The following is a 15409-nucleotide window of genomic DNA, read 5'->3' on the forward strand; positions in this document are numbered from 1 at the left end:
GGTTCAAGCGTTCCGGTCGTCGGACAGACCCGGCGGCCGGCCCAGGATTTCGGAGAGGATCACGGCGCGAGCGAGCGAGGGGTAGCGCTCGAGGCGTTCCAGCGGGCCGCCCTCTCCGGTCGAGGCACGCCGGCTTGCCGTGACGGCCCCTCGCGGTTCACCGAGCGGTCTCGCCGCCGCGAGCCCGGGCGGCGGTCGCCGCGGGCTTTCGCGCACCGAAGGCGCCGGTGCGCTAGCCGCGGGCCGCGGAGCGGGTGCCGGAGCCGGCCGGATGAACGGAGGAGGCTCGGGGGCCTCCTCCGGGTCTCGGTGACCCACCATGCTGCCTGGCCGGCCCTCCTCCGCGGCCTGCTGCATCTGCCGCTCGAGCTGGCGGCCCATGTCCTGCAGTTGCTCGCGCAACGTCGGACGCCGCGCCGGAGGCGGCGCCTCTCCTCCGGCGGGCTCGGCAGCCTGAACGCTCGACGCCTCGGCTTCGAACTCCGGGGTCATCCCCGCCTGCTCGAGCGCCTGTTCCTGCCGCTGCCGATTCTTCTTCATCGCGGCGCCGATGCTGCGCACCCAGAGGAAGATCATCAGCAGGATGAGGGGCAGCGCCCCTTCGAGATCGGGCATCAGCCGTCCTTGTCGCTCTCCGGCGGCTTCGCGATGGACCTCCGCATCTGCGTATCGCTCTGGATGTTGCGGTACTTCATGTAGTCCATGATCCCGAGGTTGCCCTCACGGAACGCCTCGGCCATCGCGAGGGGCACCTCCGCCTCCGCCTTCACGACTTCGGCCTGCATCTGCTCGACGAGCGCCCGGTTCTCCTGCTCCGACGCGACGGCCATCGCCCGGCGCTCCTCGGCCTTCGCCTGCGCGATCCGCTTGTCCGCTTCCGCCTGATCCGTCTGCAGTTCCGCGCCGATGTTCTTCCCCACGTCGACGTCGGCGATGTCGATCGAGAGAATCTCGAACGCGGTCCCCGAGTCGAGTCCCTTGGCGAGTACCGTCTTCGAGATGTTGTCCGGGTTCTCGAGCACGGCCTTGTGCGACGACGCCGACCCGATCGTGGACACGATGCCTTCACCGACGCGGGCCAGGATCGTCTCCTCACCGGCCCCACCGACCAGGCGGTTGATGTTGGCCCGCACCGTCACCCGCGCCGTCGCGATGAGCTGGATCCCGTCCTTCGCCATCGCGGCGACCTTCGGCGTCTGGATGACCCGCGGGTTGACGGAAACCTGCACCGCGTCGAGCACGTCCCGCCCCGCAAGGTCGATCGCGGCCGCCTGCCGGAACGGCAGTTCGATTTGCGCCTTGTCCGCCGAGATGAGCGCGTTCACCACCCTCTCGACGTCGCCTCCCGCCAGGAAATGCGACTCCAGTTCGTTCGTATGGAGCGGCAGGCCCGCCTTGTAGGAACTGATGAGAGGATAGACGATCCGCGGCGGAGGGATCTTCCGCAGGCGCATCCCCACCAGGCTTCCGAGGCCCACCCGGACCCCCGACGCGATCGCCGTGACCCAGAGCCGGATCGGCACGATCCAGGACAGAATGAGTACGCCGAGCGCGATGGCGATGAGGATGATGATGCTGGTGCCCGCCAGTGGTTCCATATCAGGCCTCGTTCCTGTGTTCGGATTCGGGAGATTGCTTGGCGCGGCGCACGAGCACTCGCCCGCTCGCCACCTCCAGTACGCGTATCGGGGTCCCGGCCTCGAGCCAGGGACCCTCGGTCACGACATGGATGCGCTCATCGTTGATGATCGCGACCCCCGTGGGCCGCAGGTCGGTCGACGTGACGCCGAGCCCGCCGACGAGGTCCTCGCGCGGAGGCACCGAGAGGTAGCCCGTCTCGCGGCTCGTCGAGTCGCGGAGGAAGAGCCCGGAGAATCGGTTGCTGCGGGGCAGGTGCCGCACCAGCGCCCACCCGGCGACCCCCACCAGGATGATCGACAGGGCGACGAGTCCCGCCGCGTTGAACACCTGGTCGAAGGTCGGCACCTGGCCGACCATGCCCATGACGGCCGCTCCGAGTACCGCGACCGACCCCAGGATCCCGGCGATCCCGAAGCCGGGGATGACGAGCACTTCGAGCGCGATCAGCACGACGCCCGCGCCGAAGAGGAGGATCTCCTCGATGCCGGCGAGATGGACGAGGTGGTGCGCGCCGAAGAAAGCGGCCAGCGAGGCGAGTCCCACCGCGCCCGCCACGCCGAAGCTCGGCGTCCGCACCTCCACGATGAGTCCGAGGAAGCCGAGGCTCAGGAGGAGAGGCGCGACCGCCGGGTTCGTCAGGAAGCGGACGATCGCCTCCGCCCAGTTCGGCTGGATTTCCCGCACCGGGGCCGCCGGCAGCCGCATGACTTCCAGAAGTTCGATGAGATCCCGCACCTCGGCGTCCGCAACTCCGATCGCCGTGGCCTCGTCCGTCGTGAGGGTGAGCAGCCGGCCGGCTTCGCTCACGCCGGGGACCTCGATGCTCTCGTCGACCATCGCCTCCGCGACCAGCGGATCGAGCCCGCGTTCCTCGGCCAGCGCCCGGAACTCCGAGCGCATCGCGCTCACCATCTTCTCCGGGGCCTTCTCGCCCTCGCCGGTGACCGGGGTGGCCGCGCCGATCGTGGAGCCCGGCCGCATGTAGATCCGGTCCGTCGCGAGCGCGATCATCGCACCCGCCGAGAGGGCGCGGCGGTTCACGTAGGCGTAGGTCGGGACCTCCGCGTCGCGCAGATCGTCGATGATCTTCCACGCCGCGTCGACCCGGCCGCCGGGCGTGTCGAGTTCGATGATCACGGCGGGCGCCCCGGATTCCGCGGCTTCCGCGAGCGCGCGAGCCACGAAGGGGGCCACGCCGAGTTCGATCGTGCCGGAGATCGGCACCCGGACGACCGACGCCGCGGACTGCGCGGGCGGGGCGACCGGCGTGGATCGCGCGAAGGCGGCGCCGAGTCCCGGCGGCGCGGGCGCGCCCGACGCGGACGCCGCCACAACCGCCAGCCCGAGGGCGAGCACCGGCGCCGGCAGCCCCGTCATGGGTGATTTCATTCCCGGTCCGTTCATTCGTCGCATGGGCCGCAATCTATCGGTGCCCGGAGTCGCCCGCCCGTCAGCCGCCCGGCCGGTCGGGCAGCGCGACCGGCTCACCGGCGGACGGCCGTACGCCTTCCGCGTACAACTGCGCGTTCAGCGCCGGCACGCGGGTCTCGATGAGGACGTTGAGCCGGTCCAGCAACTCCGGCATCACGTTCCACACCTCGTCGACCTGCCACAGGTGATCCGCGGTCGGCACCGTCGACGACCCCTGGATGGCGTTGGCAACGCCGGCGTTCCGGCGCGCGTCCCCCAACTCATCCCGGATCTCCTCGATCTCCGCCTCGATCGCCTCAAGCTCCTCGTCCAGTCCTTCCGGCGCCTCGTCCGCGCCCTCGATGAGGTCCTCCGCCGCCGACAACTGCTCCTCGAGCGCGTCCAGGGCCTGCCCCGCCTCGTAGATCGGGCCCGCCATGGCGTGGAGGCTCATGAGCGCCTCCTGCCGCGTCATTCGGTCCACCCGGCTCATCGGCCGGCGGGGCTCCGCGACGACTTCGACCGTGGCGGAGAACGTCTCGCCCCCCGCCTCCATGCTCACCGTGTACCAGCCCGGCAGGACGATCGGGCCCTGCGGCGCGCCGCCGAAGAAGAAGCCGCCTCCGCCACCCGGACCGCCGCCCCCCTCACGCTCGTACGGCGCGTCGTGACGCCAGTCCCAGATCACCTCGTTGACGCCGACCTCCGCGGGCGCCTCCAGCGTACGTACGTGTACCCCCGAGGCGTCGCTGATCTTCAATGAGAAGGAGTCCGCGCCGTCGTCCGCGCTATCGTCCGCGCCGTCGCCCGCGTCCCCATCGTCCGAACCATCGCCGTCGTCGTCGCCGTCATCTCCGTCGTCGCCGCCGTCTTCATCCTCACCGTCGGCGTCCTCTCCCTCGTCGTCGTCCGCAGTCATGTCCACGGCCGGAGCGTCCCGCAGGTAGTAGCGGATCCGGGCGCCGCGCGGCGGGTTCGGCGCGCTGTACGTGGCGCCATAGAAGGGCCAGTCCCCCTTCTCCGTCCACATGATCGAACGGTCGCCGAACACGCGTCCCGCCTCCGCCAGCATCCCCTCGGAGAGGGCTTCGAGCGGCGCCACGTCGGCCAGGATCCAGGCGCTGCGCCCGTGCGTGCCGACGATGAGGTCGTTCTCGCGCGGGTGCACGAGGAGGTCGTCCACCGGGACCGTGGGCAGGTTGTTCTTGAGCTGAACCCAGCTTTCGCCGCGGTCCACGGAGACGAACACGCCGACCTCGTTCCCGATGAAGAGGAGATTCGGCGCCCGGTGGTGCTCGACGATCACGTTCACCGACCACAGGTCCGGCAGCCCGTTCGCGATCGCCCGCCAGCTCTGCCCGTAGTCCTCGCTCACGTAGGCGTAGGGCGCGTAGTCGCCGTTGCGGTGCCCGTCGAAGGTGGCGTAGACGCGCCCCTCCACGTGGTGCGACGGCTCCACCCGGCTCACATAGGTCCGCTCCGGGAGGCCCGGGATGCGGTCGACGACGTTCTCCCACGTCTCCCCGTCGTCTCTCGACACCTGCAGGTTGCCGTCGTCCGTCCCCGCGTAGATGAGCCCCCGCGCCAGCGGCGACTCCTCCACCGAGGTCAGGTTCCCGTAATTGGCGATCCCGTCGTTGAGCGACATCTGCGGCTCGGAGCCGGGGACGCCCATGATCGCCAGCTCCTCGCGGTCGATCTGCTTCGTGAGATCGAGCCCCCCGACCTCCTCCCACGACATCCCGTAGTCCCGCGAGCGCAGCAGGTAGTTCGCGCCGAGGTAGACGGTGGCCGGATCGTGCGGCGAGAGCAGGAGCGGTGAGTTCCAGTTGTAGCGGTAGGCTTTCGTCGTGTCCCCATCCGCCCGCGGCCCGACGATGGGGCGCATCGGGATCTTCTCGCCCGTCGTCAGGTCGTAGCGGTTCATGTTCCCGCCCTGCGACTCCGAGTAGACGATCGTCGAGTCCGTCGGGTCCACGATCGTGAAGAACCCGTCCCCGTAGGCCGTCTCGTACCAGTCCTGGTGGCGGATGCCGTGGAACGAGCGCGTGTTCGAGGGCCCGCACCACGCGTCGTTGTCCTGCAGCCCGCCGCACACCGCGTAGGGCGTCCGCATGTCGTACCCGATCGTGTAGAACTGGCCGAGCGCGATGTTGTCGAACATGCGCCAGTGCGCGGCCCCATCCCACGAGGCCGCGACCCCGCCGTCGCTGCCCAGGATCAGGTGGTCCGGGTCCTCCGGGTTGATCCATAACTGGTGGTGGTCGACGTGGATCTGCACGGCGCCGTCGTTGCGGAACGTCCGTCCGCCGTCATCCGAAATGGAGAGCTGCGTGCCGAGCACGTAGATGCGGTCGGGGTTGCTCGGGTCGATGCGGACCTGGGAGTAGTACATGGGACGCGGGTTCGTGTCGGACACCTTCTCCCACGTCTCGCCGCGGTCCGTGGAGCGGAAGAGCCCGCCCTGGCGCGGACCGCCGCCTCCGCCCCCGAAGCCCTGGCCGGGCCGCCGCGGATCCGCCTCCACGAGCGCGTAGACGAGGTTGCCGTCCTGCCGGTAGATGTCGATTCCGATGCGGCCCTTGTCGCCCTCCGGCAGCCCTTCGGTCAACTCCGTCCAGTTGTCGCCGCCGTCGACCGTCCGGTAGAGGCCGCTCCCCGGACCGCCTCCGTTGAACCCCCAGCCCGTCCGCTGCCGCTGGTACATGGCCGCGAAGATCGTGTTCGGGTCGGCGGGATCCATGGCCAGGTCAATGGCCCCCGTGCGGTCGTCGACGTACAGCACCTTCTCCCACGACTCCCCGCCATCGGTCGTGCGGAAGACGCCGCGCTCGGGGTTCGAACCCCAGAGATCCCCCATCGCGGCCACGTGGACGACATCGGGGTTGCGCGGATGGATGAGGATGCGGGCGATGTGCTTCGTCGCCTCGAGGCCCATGTGCATCCAGGTGTTCCCGCCGTCCGTCGACTTGTAGACGCCGTTCCCCCATGGGGAGGACTGACGGTTCTGCGGCTCGCCCGTCCCCACCCACACGAGGTTCGGGTTCGCCTGGTGAAGGGTCACGTCCCCGATCGAACTCGTCGGCTGGTCGTCGAACAGCGGGGTCCACGACGTGCCGTGGTTCTCCGTCTTCCACAGCCCTCCGCTCGCGGTGCCGAGGTAGAAGATCTGTGGCTTGGCTTCGACGACGTCGAGGTCGGCGATGCGGCCCCCCATGAGGGCCGGGCCGATCTCCCGGTATTCGAGGTGGGAGATCGCCGTCTCGAGCGCGGACTGGGCGGCGGCGGCCGTGGCACCGGCCGTGGCGCCGTGGAGGAGACCGGCCGCGGAGAGCGCAAGAACTCGGGCTGCTTTCATCGTACTGCCTCGGAAACGGGGAGATGACGGGGCTTCCGCCCGCAAACTGCACCGCAGAAATGCCCGCGCAATACGCCGCCGGTCCGCGCGGGCGGCGCGATGCGGGGCCGGATCAGAACGAGGCGCGTCCGCCCGCGAGCGGCAGGACTTCCTCCACCAGGGCCAGGAGCAGCCGGCCCGGCTCCTCGAACATGATCATGTGGGAGCTGCGCTCGAAGGTCACGAACCGCTTGCGGGGCGCCTCGATGCGGTCGAAGTAGTCTCTGGCGCTCCGATAGGGCGTGTGCAGATCGAACCGTCCGTGGAGGATGACGACCGGCACCTCAAAGCGCTCCACGAGGCGCGTCGGGCGGGGCTCCGGGGCGCGGTCGATGAGGTGGCGTTCGGCCCACGCCATGGCCGGCCGCACGTTCGCCACGTCGGCCGCCGTGTACTCCGGCCCCCATTCGGGAAGCGCGAAGTAGAGGTCGAAGGTCGGCTTGCCGTACCACCCGCCGTCGTACTCCCGGGCCCATCTCCGGGCAGCGAGCAGCTTCTCGACCGCCCCGGGACCCGCGGCGGGGGGATAGGGCCGGAGCGCTTCCAGTTCGCGGATCGCGGTCGTGTCGTTCGCTGCGCGGACGCGCTCCATGAGTGTCGCGTACAACTGGCGTTCGGCGTCGGGCCCCGCCGTCTGACCGAGGCCGACGTAGGCGTGGAAGCGCTCGGGATGCCGTTCGACGAGCCGGGGGCCGATCCGTGTCCCGTAGGAGTATCCGAGGACGAAGAGCTTCTCGTGGCCGAGTCTCGCGAGCAGGTGCTCGACGACCGCTGCCGCGTCGTCCACGAGTTGCTCGAGGGTCATCGTCGGCCCCAGCCTGGCGGAATCCGCCGCAGAGAAGCTCTTGCCCACGCCGCGCCGGTCCCAGTTCACGACCGTGAAGAAGTCCTCCCACGGCTTCTGGTACGCCCAGCTCGCCCCCATCACCGGGCTGCCGGGACCCCCGTGGAGCACGAGAAGGATCGGGTTGGCCCGGTTCAGGCCTCGGATCGACAGCCACTGGGTCGACCCGTTGACCTCGATGGGTTCGAGGACTTCGATCCCTTCGGGCGTGTGGATGCGGCGAAGGTCGGCCAGGCGACCCGTGATCGAGTCCCTGGGGATGGCGTCGGCGGCGCTTCGGGCGGCGGCGCTCTGGGCGGTGGCGCTCCCCGGCACGCCGAGGAAGGCGATGGCCATGATGACGCTGGTGACCATGATGGCCGCCGTCGCCTGAGATTGCGTTTCCGTTTTCGTTGAAAACATCTTTCTTCGGACCTTGAGAATATGTCTCTGTAAACGCCGAAAATATGTCTCTATTCGGCATCCCGGTATGCGAGCCGCGCTCGAAGGGGCGCTCGATCTTTGGTTGGCGATTGCCGTGCGCTCGGGCGCAAAGGAGAAGCGGAATGAGAGAAGGAGTCGTGAGACGTTTTTCGGCGGTGAGCACCCTGGGGCTCGTTGCGCTCCTTACAGGCATCCCACCCCTCCCCGTCTCCGGGCAGTCGATCACCGTCGTGTCCTGGGGCGGCTCCTACGGTCGCGCCGTCAACGAGGGCGCCAACATTCCCTTCACCGAGGCGACGGGCATCGGTGTCCGCATGGAGGACTACAACGGCGGCCTGGCCCAGATACGGGCCCAGGTGGACATCGGCAACATCCATTGGGACGTGGTCGACCTGGAGATCGCCGATGCCGTGCGCGGTTGCGACGAGGGGCTGCTCGAGCCGATAGACATCGACGATCTGCCTCCCGGACCCGACGGCACTCCCGCAGCCGACGACTTTGCGGCCGAGACCCGGACCGAGTGCGGAGTGGGCAATCTGTACTGGTCGACCGTGTACGCCTATAACGACGAGAACTTCCCGGGCGAAAAGCCCTCAACCATGGCCGACTTCTTCGACCTGGAGAGGTTCCCGGGCCGCCGAGGGATGCGGCGTGTCCCGCAGGTGAACCTGGAGTTCGCCCTGATCGCCGATGGCGTGCCGCTCGACGAAGTGTACGCCACGCTGCAGACGCCGGAGGGTCTGGACCGGGCCTTCGCCAAACTCGAAACGATCAGGGACGAAGTGGTCTGGTGGGAGGCGGGCGCCCAGCCGCCGCAGCTGTTGGCCGACGGGGAAGTGGTCATGAGCACGGCGTACAACGGTCGCATCTTCAATGCCCGGGTCATGGAAAACCAGCTGCTGGTGATCGTGTGGGATGGGCAGTTGCTGGACGTGGGCCAGATTGGGATCGTCGCGGGCACACCGAGGCTGGAAGAGGCGCTGAGATACGTAGCTTTCAAGACCAGCGCCGAGTCCCTGGCGCGGATCGGCCGCCGCATTTCCTATTCCCCGGCGCGCAAGTCCGGCATGCCACTGGTGACGACCCACGTAGTCACAGGCGTCGACATGGCGCCCCACATGCCGGCCAGCCCGGGCAACGTGGATCGTGCGCTCCACTTCGACTGGGCTTTCTGGGTCGACTACCAGGACGAGCTGAACGAGCGCTTCAGCGCCTGGCTGGCGCGCTAGCGCGTCAGAACACGACCCGATAGGTGACGTTCAGACTCCGCCCGGCCTCCGGCATGATCTCCTTGACCCGGGAGAGGTGGTTGCGGTACTCGGTGTTCGCGGCGTTGGCGAGGCTCATCGTCAAGACGTTCAGACGCCCGCCGAACGTGAATCGCACGCCCGCCGCAGCGTTGAAGACCGTGTACCCCCGGGTCGGCGTCTCGAATTCGCCCACCCGGTCCTGCTCGTCCGCCATCTCGGCCTCCGCCCGGACATACCACGATGGCCTCTCATACTTCAGGGCCACATGTCCCTTGAGCGGAGGGACGAGAGGCAAAGGCCGGCCGGTCTCCTTGAGACTGCCTTTCACGGATGAGGCCACTCCCTCCAGCGCCATTCCCCGCCCGGCGTCGATGTCCACGCCGACCTCGAAACCGCTGAACACGGCGTCGTTGCCCTGGAACTGATAGACGGGGAGGCGCACGCGGCTCAGGCGGCCCGTGTCCTCTCCGTAGATGTGGTTCCTGATGTCGTTGTGGAAGCCAGTCACCTCGGCCCTCAACCGGTCGGACTCGAAGCGCAGGAAGGCGTCCAGCCCGTGCCCGACCTCGCCCTCCAGAGACGGGTTTCCGACTTCGAAGACGAAGGCCGCCAGATGCGGCCCCTCCGAATAGAGTTCGGCGACGTCGGGCGTGCGAAACGCCCGGGCCACGCTGGTCCCGAGCACCAGCCCGGAGGCGGATTTGTAGAGGATACCGAACGACCCCGACAGGGAATGGAACCTGCGTTCGCGAATCTCACCGATATCCGACACCCGATCTTCCCCCGGATCGAGCCGGGTCCAGTCGTAGCGCAGCCCGGACTCGATCTGGATGGAGCCCAGTTGGACCTCCTCCAGCACGTACAGGGCCGCCTTGAACCGACGCGTGTCCGGCGTAAAAAGGGATCCCCCGTATGCGAAATCCTCCCGGGACGCACGGCCGCCCATCGCGCCCGCCGTAAACGGTCCCCACCTGTCGTGCCGACCCAGGACGTCCGCGCTCGTGCTCTGTTGATCGAAGAGCGTGCCCAGAATACCCCCTGCTTCGATCTCGCGGTGGGTGTACCAGGTGTGCGTCGCGTCGAAGCGGAGGTTGTGGAAGGGCCCGACCCGTCGTTCGTCGACCACGGTGCGGAACTTCGATGCGACCCGTTCCATTTCGATGCGCACCCCCTCCTGGTGCCCGCCCACGAAACCGCCCGGAATGCCGTAGTAGTTGCGGTAGCCGCGTAAGGACGCCCCGAGGCGGCCCCAATCGGCCACCCAGGCCGTCCCCACACCCCCGCTCAGCAGTTCGCCGTCGGTGTTGAGAAGCGTGCCGACGGGGGTTTTCAGGTCTCCCGCCGTCCGTGCGGCCGCCTCCACGCGCAGCGGCACGCTCTCCGCGATGGGAAACACGGTCGTTGCGCTGCCCGCCAGTGAGCCGGTCGCGGTCTGCGTCTGCAGCGTCGCCGAGCCGGTCAGGCGGTGCGGCATGGCCGACGGAATCTCGTCGCGGATGACGTTGATGACCCCGCCCAGCGCGTTGCCCCCGTAGAGCAGCGCACCCGGACCCCGCACAACCTCGATCCGCCGGGCGGAAGATGGATCGAGCGCGGTGGTGTGGTCCGCGCCCGAGTTGGAAGCATCCCCAACAGGAGTCCCGTCCTCGAGCATCAGCACTCGATCTCCGCTCAATCCGCGGATCACGGGTTGCGCAACTGCTGGACCCATCCTGGTGGCGGCCAGCCCCGGCATTGACGCCAACGTCCCCGCTACGGTGGCCGTCATCTGGCGCTGCAGGTCATCGCCCGTCATGACGCTGACCGGCCGTAGCGCCTCGGCTGCAGCGCGCTCGCTGATCGTGGCCGTCACCACCAACTCGCCCAGCGCGATGGGAGACGGTGACAACTCGATCACGACCTCTCCCGACTCCGCCACCGCTCGGCGCGCGCGCTGGGTCCCCACAGTGACTTCCACCGTGGCGCCCCGGTACCCCAGGCGCTCGGCTCGAAGCGTGTGCAGGCCCGCGGCCATCCCGGTCAGGTGAAAGGTGCCGTCGGCGCGGGTCACCGCCCTCGTTTCCCTCCCGACCACCGATACGCGCGCTCCCGCCAGGGGGAAACCGGTGCCTGCGTCGCGCACGCTGCCCTCGAAGACGTACCGTTGCTCCGGCTCCTGCGCGTCGACTCGCGGAACGACGAACGCGGGGGCCGCCGCCAGAATCAGGACAAGGGCTTTCCGCATGCGTTCCCTCCGGCTGATGGCGATTCAACTCTTGGCCGGTCCGGCCCACCTCCGCAAGCTGATTGGCAAGCCCACGCAGGCGGAGCAAGCCGCCGCGTGGAGCTTCCGAAGCCGAACCGAGGGGAGGAGCCCCATGAGTCGCACACCCCGTCGCAGGATCTCACCTCGCCTCGCGGGACTGGGTGTCTGCGTCGCGCTGGCCTGCGGGACGCCGCCGGATGGGGGTCGGGGGGGCGTGGCCGCCGCGGAGCCGTCGCTGGCTCCGGAGGCGACGGCGGCGCTCGTCGAGGCTTTCCAGGCGGAACTCGACGCGGCGTGGGCGCAGGCCCAGGAGACGGACGAGAACTTCCCGGGGGCGACGGCCGCGTTCATCCTCCCGGACGGGCGCGTGTTCGGCTTCGCCACGGGTCTGTCGGACGTGGACGACGAGATCCCGATGACGCCGGACCTGCGCATGGGCTCCGGCAGTATCGGCAAGACCTACGTCGCGGCCGTCGCCCTGCAGCTGGCCATGAACGGAGAGCTGGACCTCGACGCGGCGGTCGCGACCTGGCTCGGCGACGAGGAGTGGTTCTCCCGGGTCCCGAATCACGCGGACCTCACGGTGCGCAACCTCCTGAACCACACGGCCGGCATGATCCAGCCGTACTTCGAGGACCCCGACTTCGCCGTGCGGCTGGGCGAAGTGTTCCGCGATCCCGACGCCTACATGACCCCGGAAGAATTCATCGCCGAGACGGTGCTGGACGCCGAGCCGCTCTTCCCCGCCGGCGGGGGCTACCACTACAGCGACGTGCACTACACGCTGGCGGGTTTGGCCATCGAGGAGGCGACGGGCCGCGCCTACTACGACCTTCTCGACGAGTTTTTCCTCGACCCGCTCGGCCTCGACCTCACGCTGGCGGCCGACCGGCGCGACCTGCCCGGACTCGCGCAGGGCTACGCGCACGCGAGCTCACGGCTCTACGGTACGCCGCTCGAGGTGGTGGTGGATGGACAGTTCATCCTCCATCCACTGCAGGAGTGGACGGGGGGCGGCCTCGTGAACAACCCGCAGGCGATGGTGCGCTGGGCGAAGCTCCTGTACGAGGGCGAGGCGATCTCGGGGGACGACCTTCCGCAGTTGCTCGAAGTCGGGTTCCCGGCCGACAGCACCAGGCCGCACCTGGGGTACGGACTGGCGGTCTCCGTCGCCGAGAGCGAGCACGGGCTGACGTACGGCCACGGGGGCTTCTGGCCCGGATACAACTCCCTCCTCGCGTACTACCCGGACCACGGCGTGGCCGTCTCGATCCAGGTCAACTCCGACGATTCGCGGATGCGCGACCACATGCCGAAGCTGGCCGGCGTCGTGCTGGAAGCGCTGGGGAACGGCGCGCGTTAACGGCCTCCGGGGGTCAGTCGGCGCGAGGGCCGGAGAGTCGCGCTCCCGCGGCAAGCACGAGGATCGAGGCCAGGACGAGGGCGGTCGCCGCCGGAAAGCCGGCCCGCGTCGCGCCTTCCTCCAGTGCGGCCGGCTCGAAAACGGGCACCCCGTCCCAGTCGACCGCATTGATCGGCGTGGCCGCGAAGAAGTGCGGGTAGAAGTAGGTCTTCAACCGCTCATGGTGCTGGCGGACGGCGTCCTGGTACGCGAGTTGCGCGCCCAGATCGGTGGCCGCGAGGCGGTCGAGGGCGAGTTGGGCCGCGAGCGGGGGCACGAGGAGGGACCACCGCCGCGCCCACCCTTCCCGCTCCCGCAGCACGTCCCGGTAGGCGCCCGACGCCTCGCGCGCGGCCCGGTCGCCCCGATGGTTCATGGCGTAGTACCAGGCCCACGTGAACACGTCCTCCGGGACCGTCCGGTCGCTCCACTCCGGGTAGTCCTCAAAGAAGCCCTGCATCGTCTCGTCCTTGGTCATGTCCCAAGCCTCGTGATATCCCTGCCGCTGGCGCACGGTGAGTTCCAGCGCCTCCGGGACGGGATGGAGGATCGCGTTCGCGAGGCTGAGCGCGGCGGGCGCCAGGAGGGTGAGCGCGACCCACGTCCCGACGAGGATCATGGCGTTGGCGGTGGAGGACCGGCGCCCGGACGCGACGCCGAGGCAGAGCGCGAACCAGAACCCGGTGTGCAGCACGATGAGGGCGACCGCCCAACCGGCCCGGCCGTCGAGGGAGAAGCCCGCCAGCGACGCCGCGACCGCGACCGGGACCGCGACCACCGCGCCGACGAGACAGACGCGCGACGCGAGCTTGAGGGCGAGCAGCCGCCGCGGCCGGGCGAAGAGGCGGACGAGGTTCCAGGTGCCCCCCTCCCGCTCGCTGGAGACGAGGTCGTAGGTGAGGGCGATGATGAAGAGGGGAAGGAGCGCGATGAGCAGGAAGGCGAGGTCGAGGTCACCCGCCGCGGCGAGGCGCGGGTTCACCGTCTCGTGTTCGTAGAGTTGCCCCTCGAGTGCCAGCAGCCGGATTCGCAGGCTGGCCGTCTCGACCTCCGTCCGGCCCCGGGCGAGCCCCGCCAGAGGCAGGGACGGCTGCGGGGCCGGGAAGGCCAGGTAGTAGAGCACCTCCCCTGCTTCCGTCGCGCGGGGATAGGTGGAGAGGAGGTAGGCCAGCTGGTCGCCGTAGGCGGTCTCCGCGGCGACCGCGGAGGATTCCGCCGCTTCGATGTTGCGGCCGCCGCGCCACGCCGCGTAGACCCCGATCGCCAGGAGCAGGACGACGGCGATGGCGACGCCGGTGGAGCGCGTCAGCCGGAGCATGTCCAGTCTGAGCAGCCGGAGCCGCGCTCTCACGATGCGGCCCGCTCCACCCCCACGCGCGCCAGCCGCGCCCGTGCCAGGCCGAGGCCCAGGAGCGGAAGGAGGATCCACAGGCCGAGCGCGGCCAGCGAGAGCGCGCGACCGGCGAGCGCCCCTCCGAGCGGGGGCGGCCGCGTCCCGAAGGTCGGGAATTCCGCCCAATGCTCGCGCGGTAGCCGCTGGGCGCGGTCGTTCTCGTAGTGGATCTCGCTGATGTGAAGATCGTTGAGGCGCTGTATGAGGTCGTACCGGTGGGTTTCGGCCTGCGCCCGGAACGCCTCCACCGCCTCCGGCCCGGTCCCGGATACCGCCATGGAGAGGTCCCTCGTCGCGAGATAGGGGGAGAGCAGCCCCGCCAAGGAAAGGACGCGGTCCTGACGGCGCTGGCCTTCGACGAGATCCCGCTGCTGCTCCTCGTGGATCCGGCTGGTGACGGCCTCCCCTTCGCGGCTCACCACGCCGCCCCAGTTCACGGGAAGTTCCTCGACCGACGCCACCTCGTAGCGGGCCAGGTACTCGTCCCGCAGCGAGCGGAAGAAGGGATCTTCCGGATTGTGGCTGTCGCCCACCTCGTTCAACGCGCGTTCCACCTGGGCGGTGAACTCGGCGCGGGAGGGCAGCGGGTGCAGCGCTCCGGCCACGGAGGCCCCGAGGCGCGGCACGGCGACGCAGAGGACGACCCACACCGCGATCAATTGCGCGAGGGCGCTCCGCGAGGAGGCCCGGAAGGAGGAGGCGAGGACGGTGACCAGCACCCAGCCCGCGAGGTAGGCCGCGTAGATGCCCGCCAACCCGGCCAGGCGCCCGGCCGAGACCGGACCCACGGCCCCGGACCCGGCGATGACCAGAGTGGCAACACCGATGGGAAGGGCGGCGAGGGCCGCCACCGCCCCCGTGCCCAGCACCTTGCCCGCGAGGATCTGGGCCGGCGTCGCCCCCTGGGCGAGGAGAAGTCGAAGCGTGCCCCTCTCTCGCTCGGCGCTCACGGAGGCGAAGCCCGCGACGACGACGAACAGCGGCAGGAGGAGCGCCAGGACGCTCGCCGGCGTGAGGCGGCCGAAGCGCAGCATCCCGGTCGCGTGGCGGGCATCGCCGAAGTTGGCCGTGTTCTGCCGATGCCCTTCCAGGAAGAGCGAGGTCCCCGCCCAGGTCCCGACCCCCGGATCGAAGAACGCGAGCGGCGCCTCACCCCGAAAGACGAGGAACCCGTAGTGGATGACCCGGTGCGGATGACGGTCCGGCTGCTCCAGCCACTGGCGTTCGACCATCGCCTGGTAGCGGGCGCGCTGTTCCGCCTCGCTCGCCGCGTGATGACGGGCTCCGAGGACCGCGACCACGCCGAGGGCGATGACGAGCCCCAGCAGGAAGACCATGTACCGATCCTCACGGACCGCTCCCACCTGACGGCGGGCGACGAGCAGCGCGTTGCGAAGACCCATT

At 69.5% G+C, this 15409-nt stretch carries 10 protein-coding genes; 2 read left to right on the top strand and 8 right to left on the bottom strand.

The features are described 5' to 3' along the window. Nucleotides 1–3: 3 nt before the first annotated feature. The 5 genes from OXN85_14965 to OXN85_14985 all read right to left on the bottom strand — a co-directional run bounded on the left by OXN85_14965 (nt 4) and on the right by OXN85_14985 (nt 7694). Nucleotides 4–615 (bottom strand): hypothetical protein, encoded by a 612-nt coding sequence (locus OXN85_14965; GenBank protein ID MCY3601265.1) that lies wholly within the window; start codon nt 613–615, stop codon nt 4–6. After that, nucleotides 615–1598 carry a flotillin-like protein FloA gene (floA, locus tag OXN85_14970; protein ID MCY3601266.1) on the bottom strand — a complete coding sequence of 328 codons (984 nt, stop codon included), beginning with the start codon at nt 1596–1598 and terminating at the stop codon, nt 615–617. The genes OXN85_14965 and floA overlap by 1 nt, the downstream gene beginning before the upstream one ends. 1 nt (nt 1599) lies before the next feature. Then, nucleotides 1600–3018 carry a nodulation protein NfeD gene (locus tag OXN85_14975; protein MCY3601267.1) on the bottom strand — a complete coding sequence of 473 codons (1419 nt, stop codon included), beginning with the start codon at nt 3016–3018 and terminating at the stop codon, nt 1600–1602. A gap of 73 nt (nt 3019–3091) precedes the next feature. Continuing rightward, nucleotides 3092–6409: a glycosyl hydrolase gene (locus tag OXN85_14980; GenBank protein ID MCY3601268.1), complete on the bottom strand. Its 3318-nt coding sequence runs from the start codon at nt 6407–6409 to the stop codon at nt 3092–3094. A gap of 112 nt (nt 6410–6521) precedes the next feature. After that, nucleotides 6522–7694, bottom strand: a complete 1173-nt coding sequence (locus OXN85_14985; protein MCY3601269.1) for an alpha/beta hydrolase — start codon at nt 7692–7694, stop codon at nt 6522–6524. Nucleotides 7695–7852: 158 nt separating this feature from the next. Between OXN85_14985 and OXN85_14990 the strand changes: the two genes are divergently transcribed. After that, nucleotides 7853–8944 (top strand): ABC transporter substrate-binding protein, encoded by a 1092-nt coding sequence (locus OXN85_14990; protein MCY3601270.1) that lies wholly within the window; start codon nt 7853–7855, stop codon nt 8942–8944. 4 nt (nt 8945–8948) lie between these two features. On the opposite strand, the gene OXN85_14995 is transcribed toward OXN85_14990, so the two are convergent. Continuing rightward, nucleotides 8949–11189 carry a TonB-dependent receptor gene (locus OXN85_14995; GenBank protein MCY3601271.1) on the bottom strand — a complete coding sequence of 747 codons (2241 nt, stop codon included), beginning with the start codon at nt 11187–11189 and terminating at the stop codon, nt 8949–8951. A gap of 133 nt (nt 11190–11322) precedes the next feature. On the opposite strand from OXN85_14995, the gene OXN85_15000 reads away from it, so the two are divergent. Continuing rightward, a complete protein-coding gene (locus OXN85_15000; protein MCY3601272.1) occupies nt 11323–12573 on the top strand; it encodes a serine hydrolase in 1251 nt (416 codons plus the stop codon). A gap of 13 nt (nt 12574–12586) precedes the next feature. On the opposite strand, the gene OXN85_15005 is transcribed toward OXN85_15000, so the two are convergent. Together OXN85_15005 and OXN85_15010 are read right to left on the bottom strand one after the other, a co-directional pair. Continuing rightward, the gene (locus OXN85_15005; GenBank protein ID MCY3601273.1) at nt 12587–13963 is read right to left on the bottom strand and encodes a DUF3526 domain-containing protein; all 1377 of its coding nucleotides are present in this window, start codon (nt 13961–13963) and stop codon (nt 12587–12589) included. Then, a complete protein-coding gene (locus OXN85_15010) occupies nt 13960–15408 on the bottom strand; it encodes a DUF3526 domain-containing protein (GenBank protein ID MCY3601274.1) in 1449 nt (482 codons plus the stop codon). The genes OXN85_15005 and OXN85_15010 overlap by 4 nt, the downstream gene beginning before the upstream one ends. Nucleotide 15409 lies beyond the last annotated feature (1 nt).

The organism is Candidatus Palauibacter australiensis (assembly GCA_026705295.1).
Classification (GTDB): Bacteria; Gemmatimonadota; Gemmatimonadetes; order Palauibacterales; family Palauibacteraceae; genus Palauibacter; species Palauibacter australiensis.

Bases quoted from the DNA above. Each gene is read 5' to 3' on its own strand.
- OXN85_14965 (MCY3601265.1), bottom strand. From the start codon at position 615: ATGCCCGATCTCGAAGGGGCGCTGCCCCTCATCCTGCTGATGATCTTC.
- OXN85_14995 (MCY3601271.1), bottom strand. From the start codon at position 11,189: ATGCGGAAAGCCCTTGTCCTGATTCTGGCGGCGGCCCCCGCGTTCGTC.
- OXN85_14975 (MCY3601267.1), bottom strand. From the start codon at position 3,018: ATGACGGGGCTGCCGGCGCCGGTGCTCGCCCTCGGGCTGGCGGTTGTG.
- OXN85_14980 (MCY3601268.1), bottom strand. From the start codon at position 6,409: ATGAAAGCAGCCCGAGTTCTTGCGCTCTCCGCGGCCGGTCTCCTCCAC.
- OXN85_15000 (MCY3601272.1), top strand. From the start codon at position 11,323: ATGAGTCGCACACCCCGTCGCAGGATCTCACCTCGCCTCGCGGGACTG.
- OXN85_15010 (MCY3601274.1), bottom strand. From the start codon at position 15,408: ATGGGTCTTCGCAACGCGCTGCTCGTCGCCCGCCGTCAGGTGGGAGCG.
- OXN85_14985 (MCY3601269.1), bottom strand. From the start codon at position 7,694: ATGTTTTCAACGAAAACGGAAACGCAATCTCAGGCGACGGCGGCCATC.
- floA (MCY3601266.1), bottom strand. From the start codon at position 1,598: ATGGAACCACTGGCGGGCACCAGCATCATCATCCTCATCGCCATCGCG.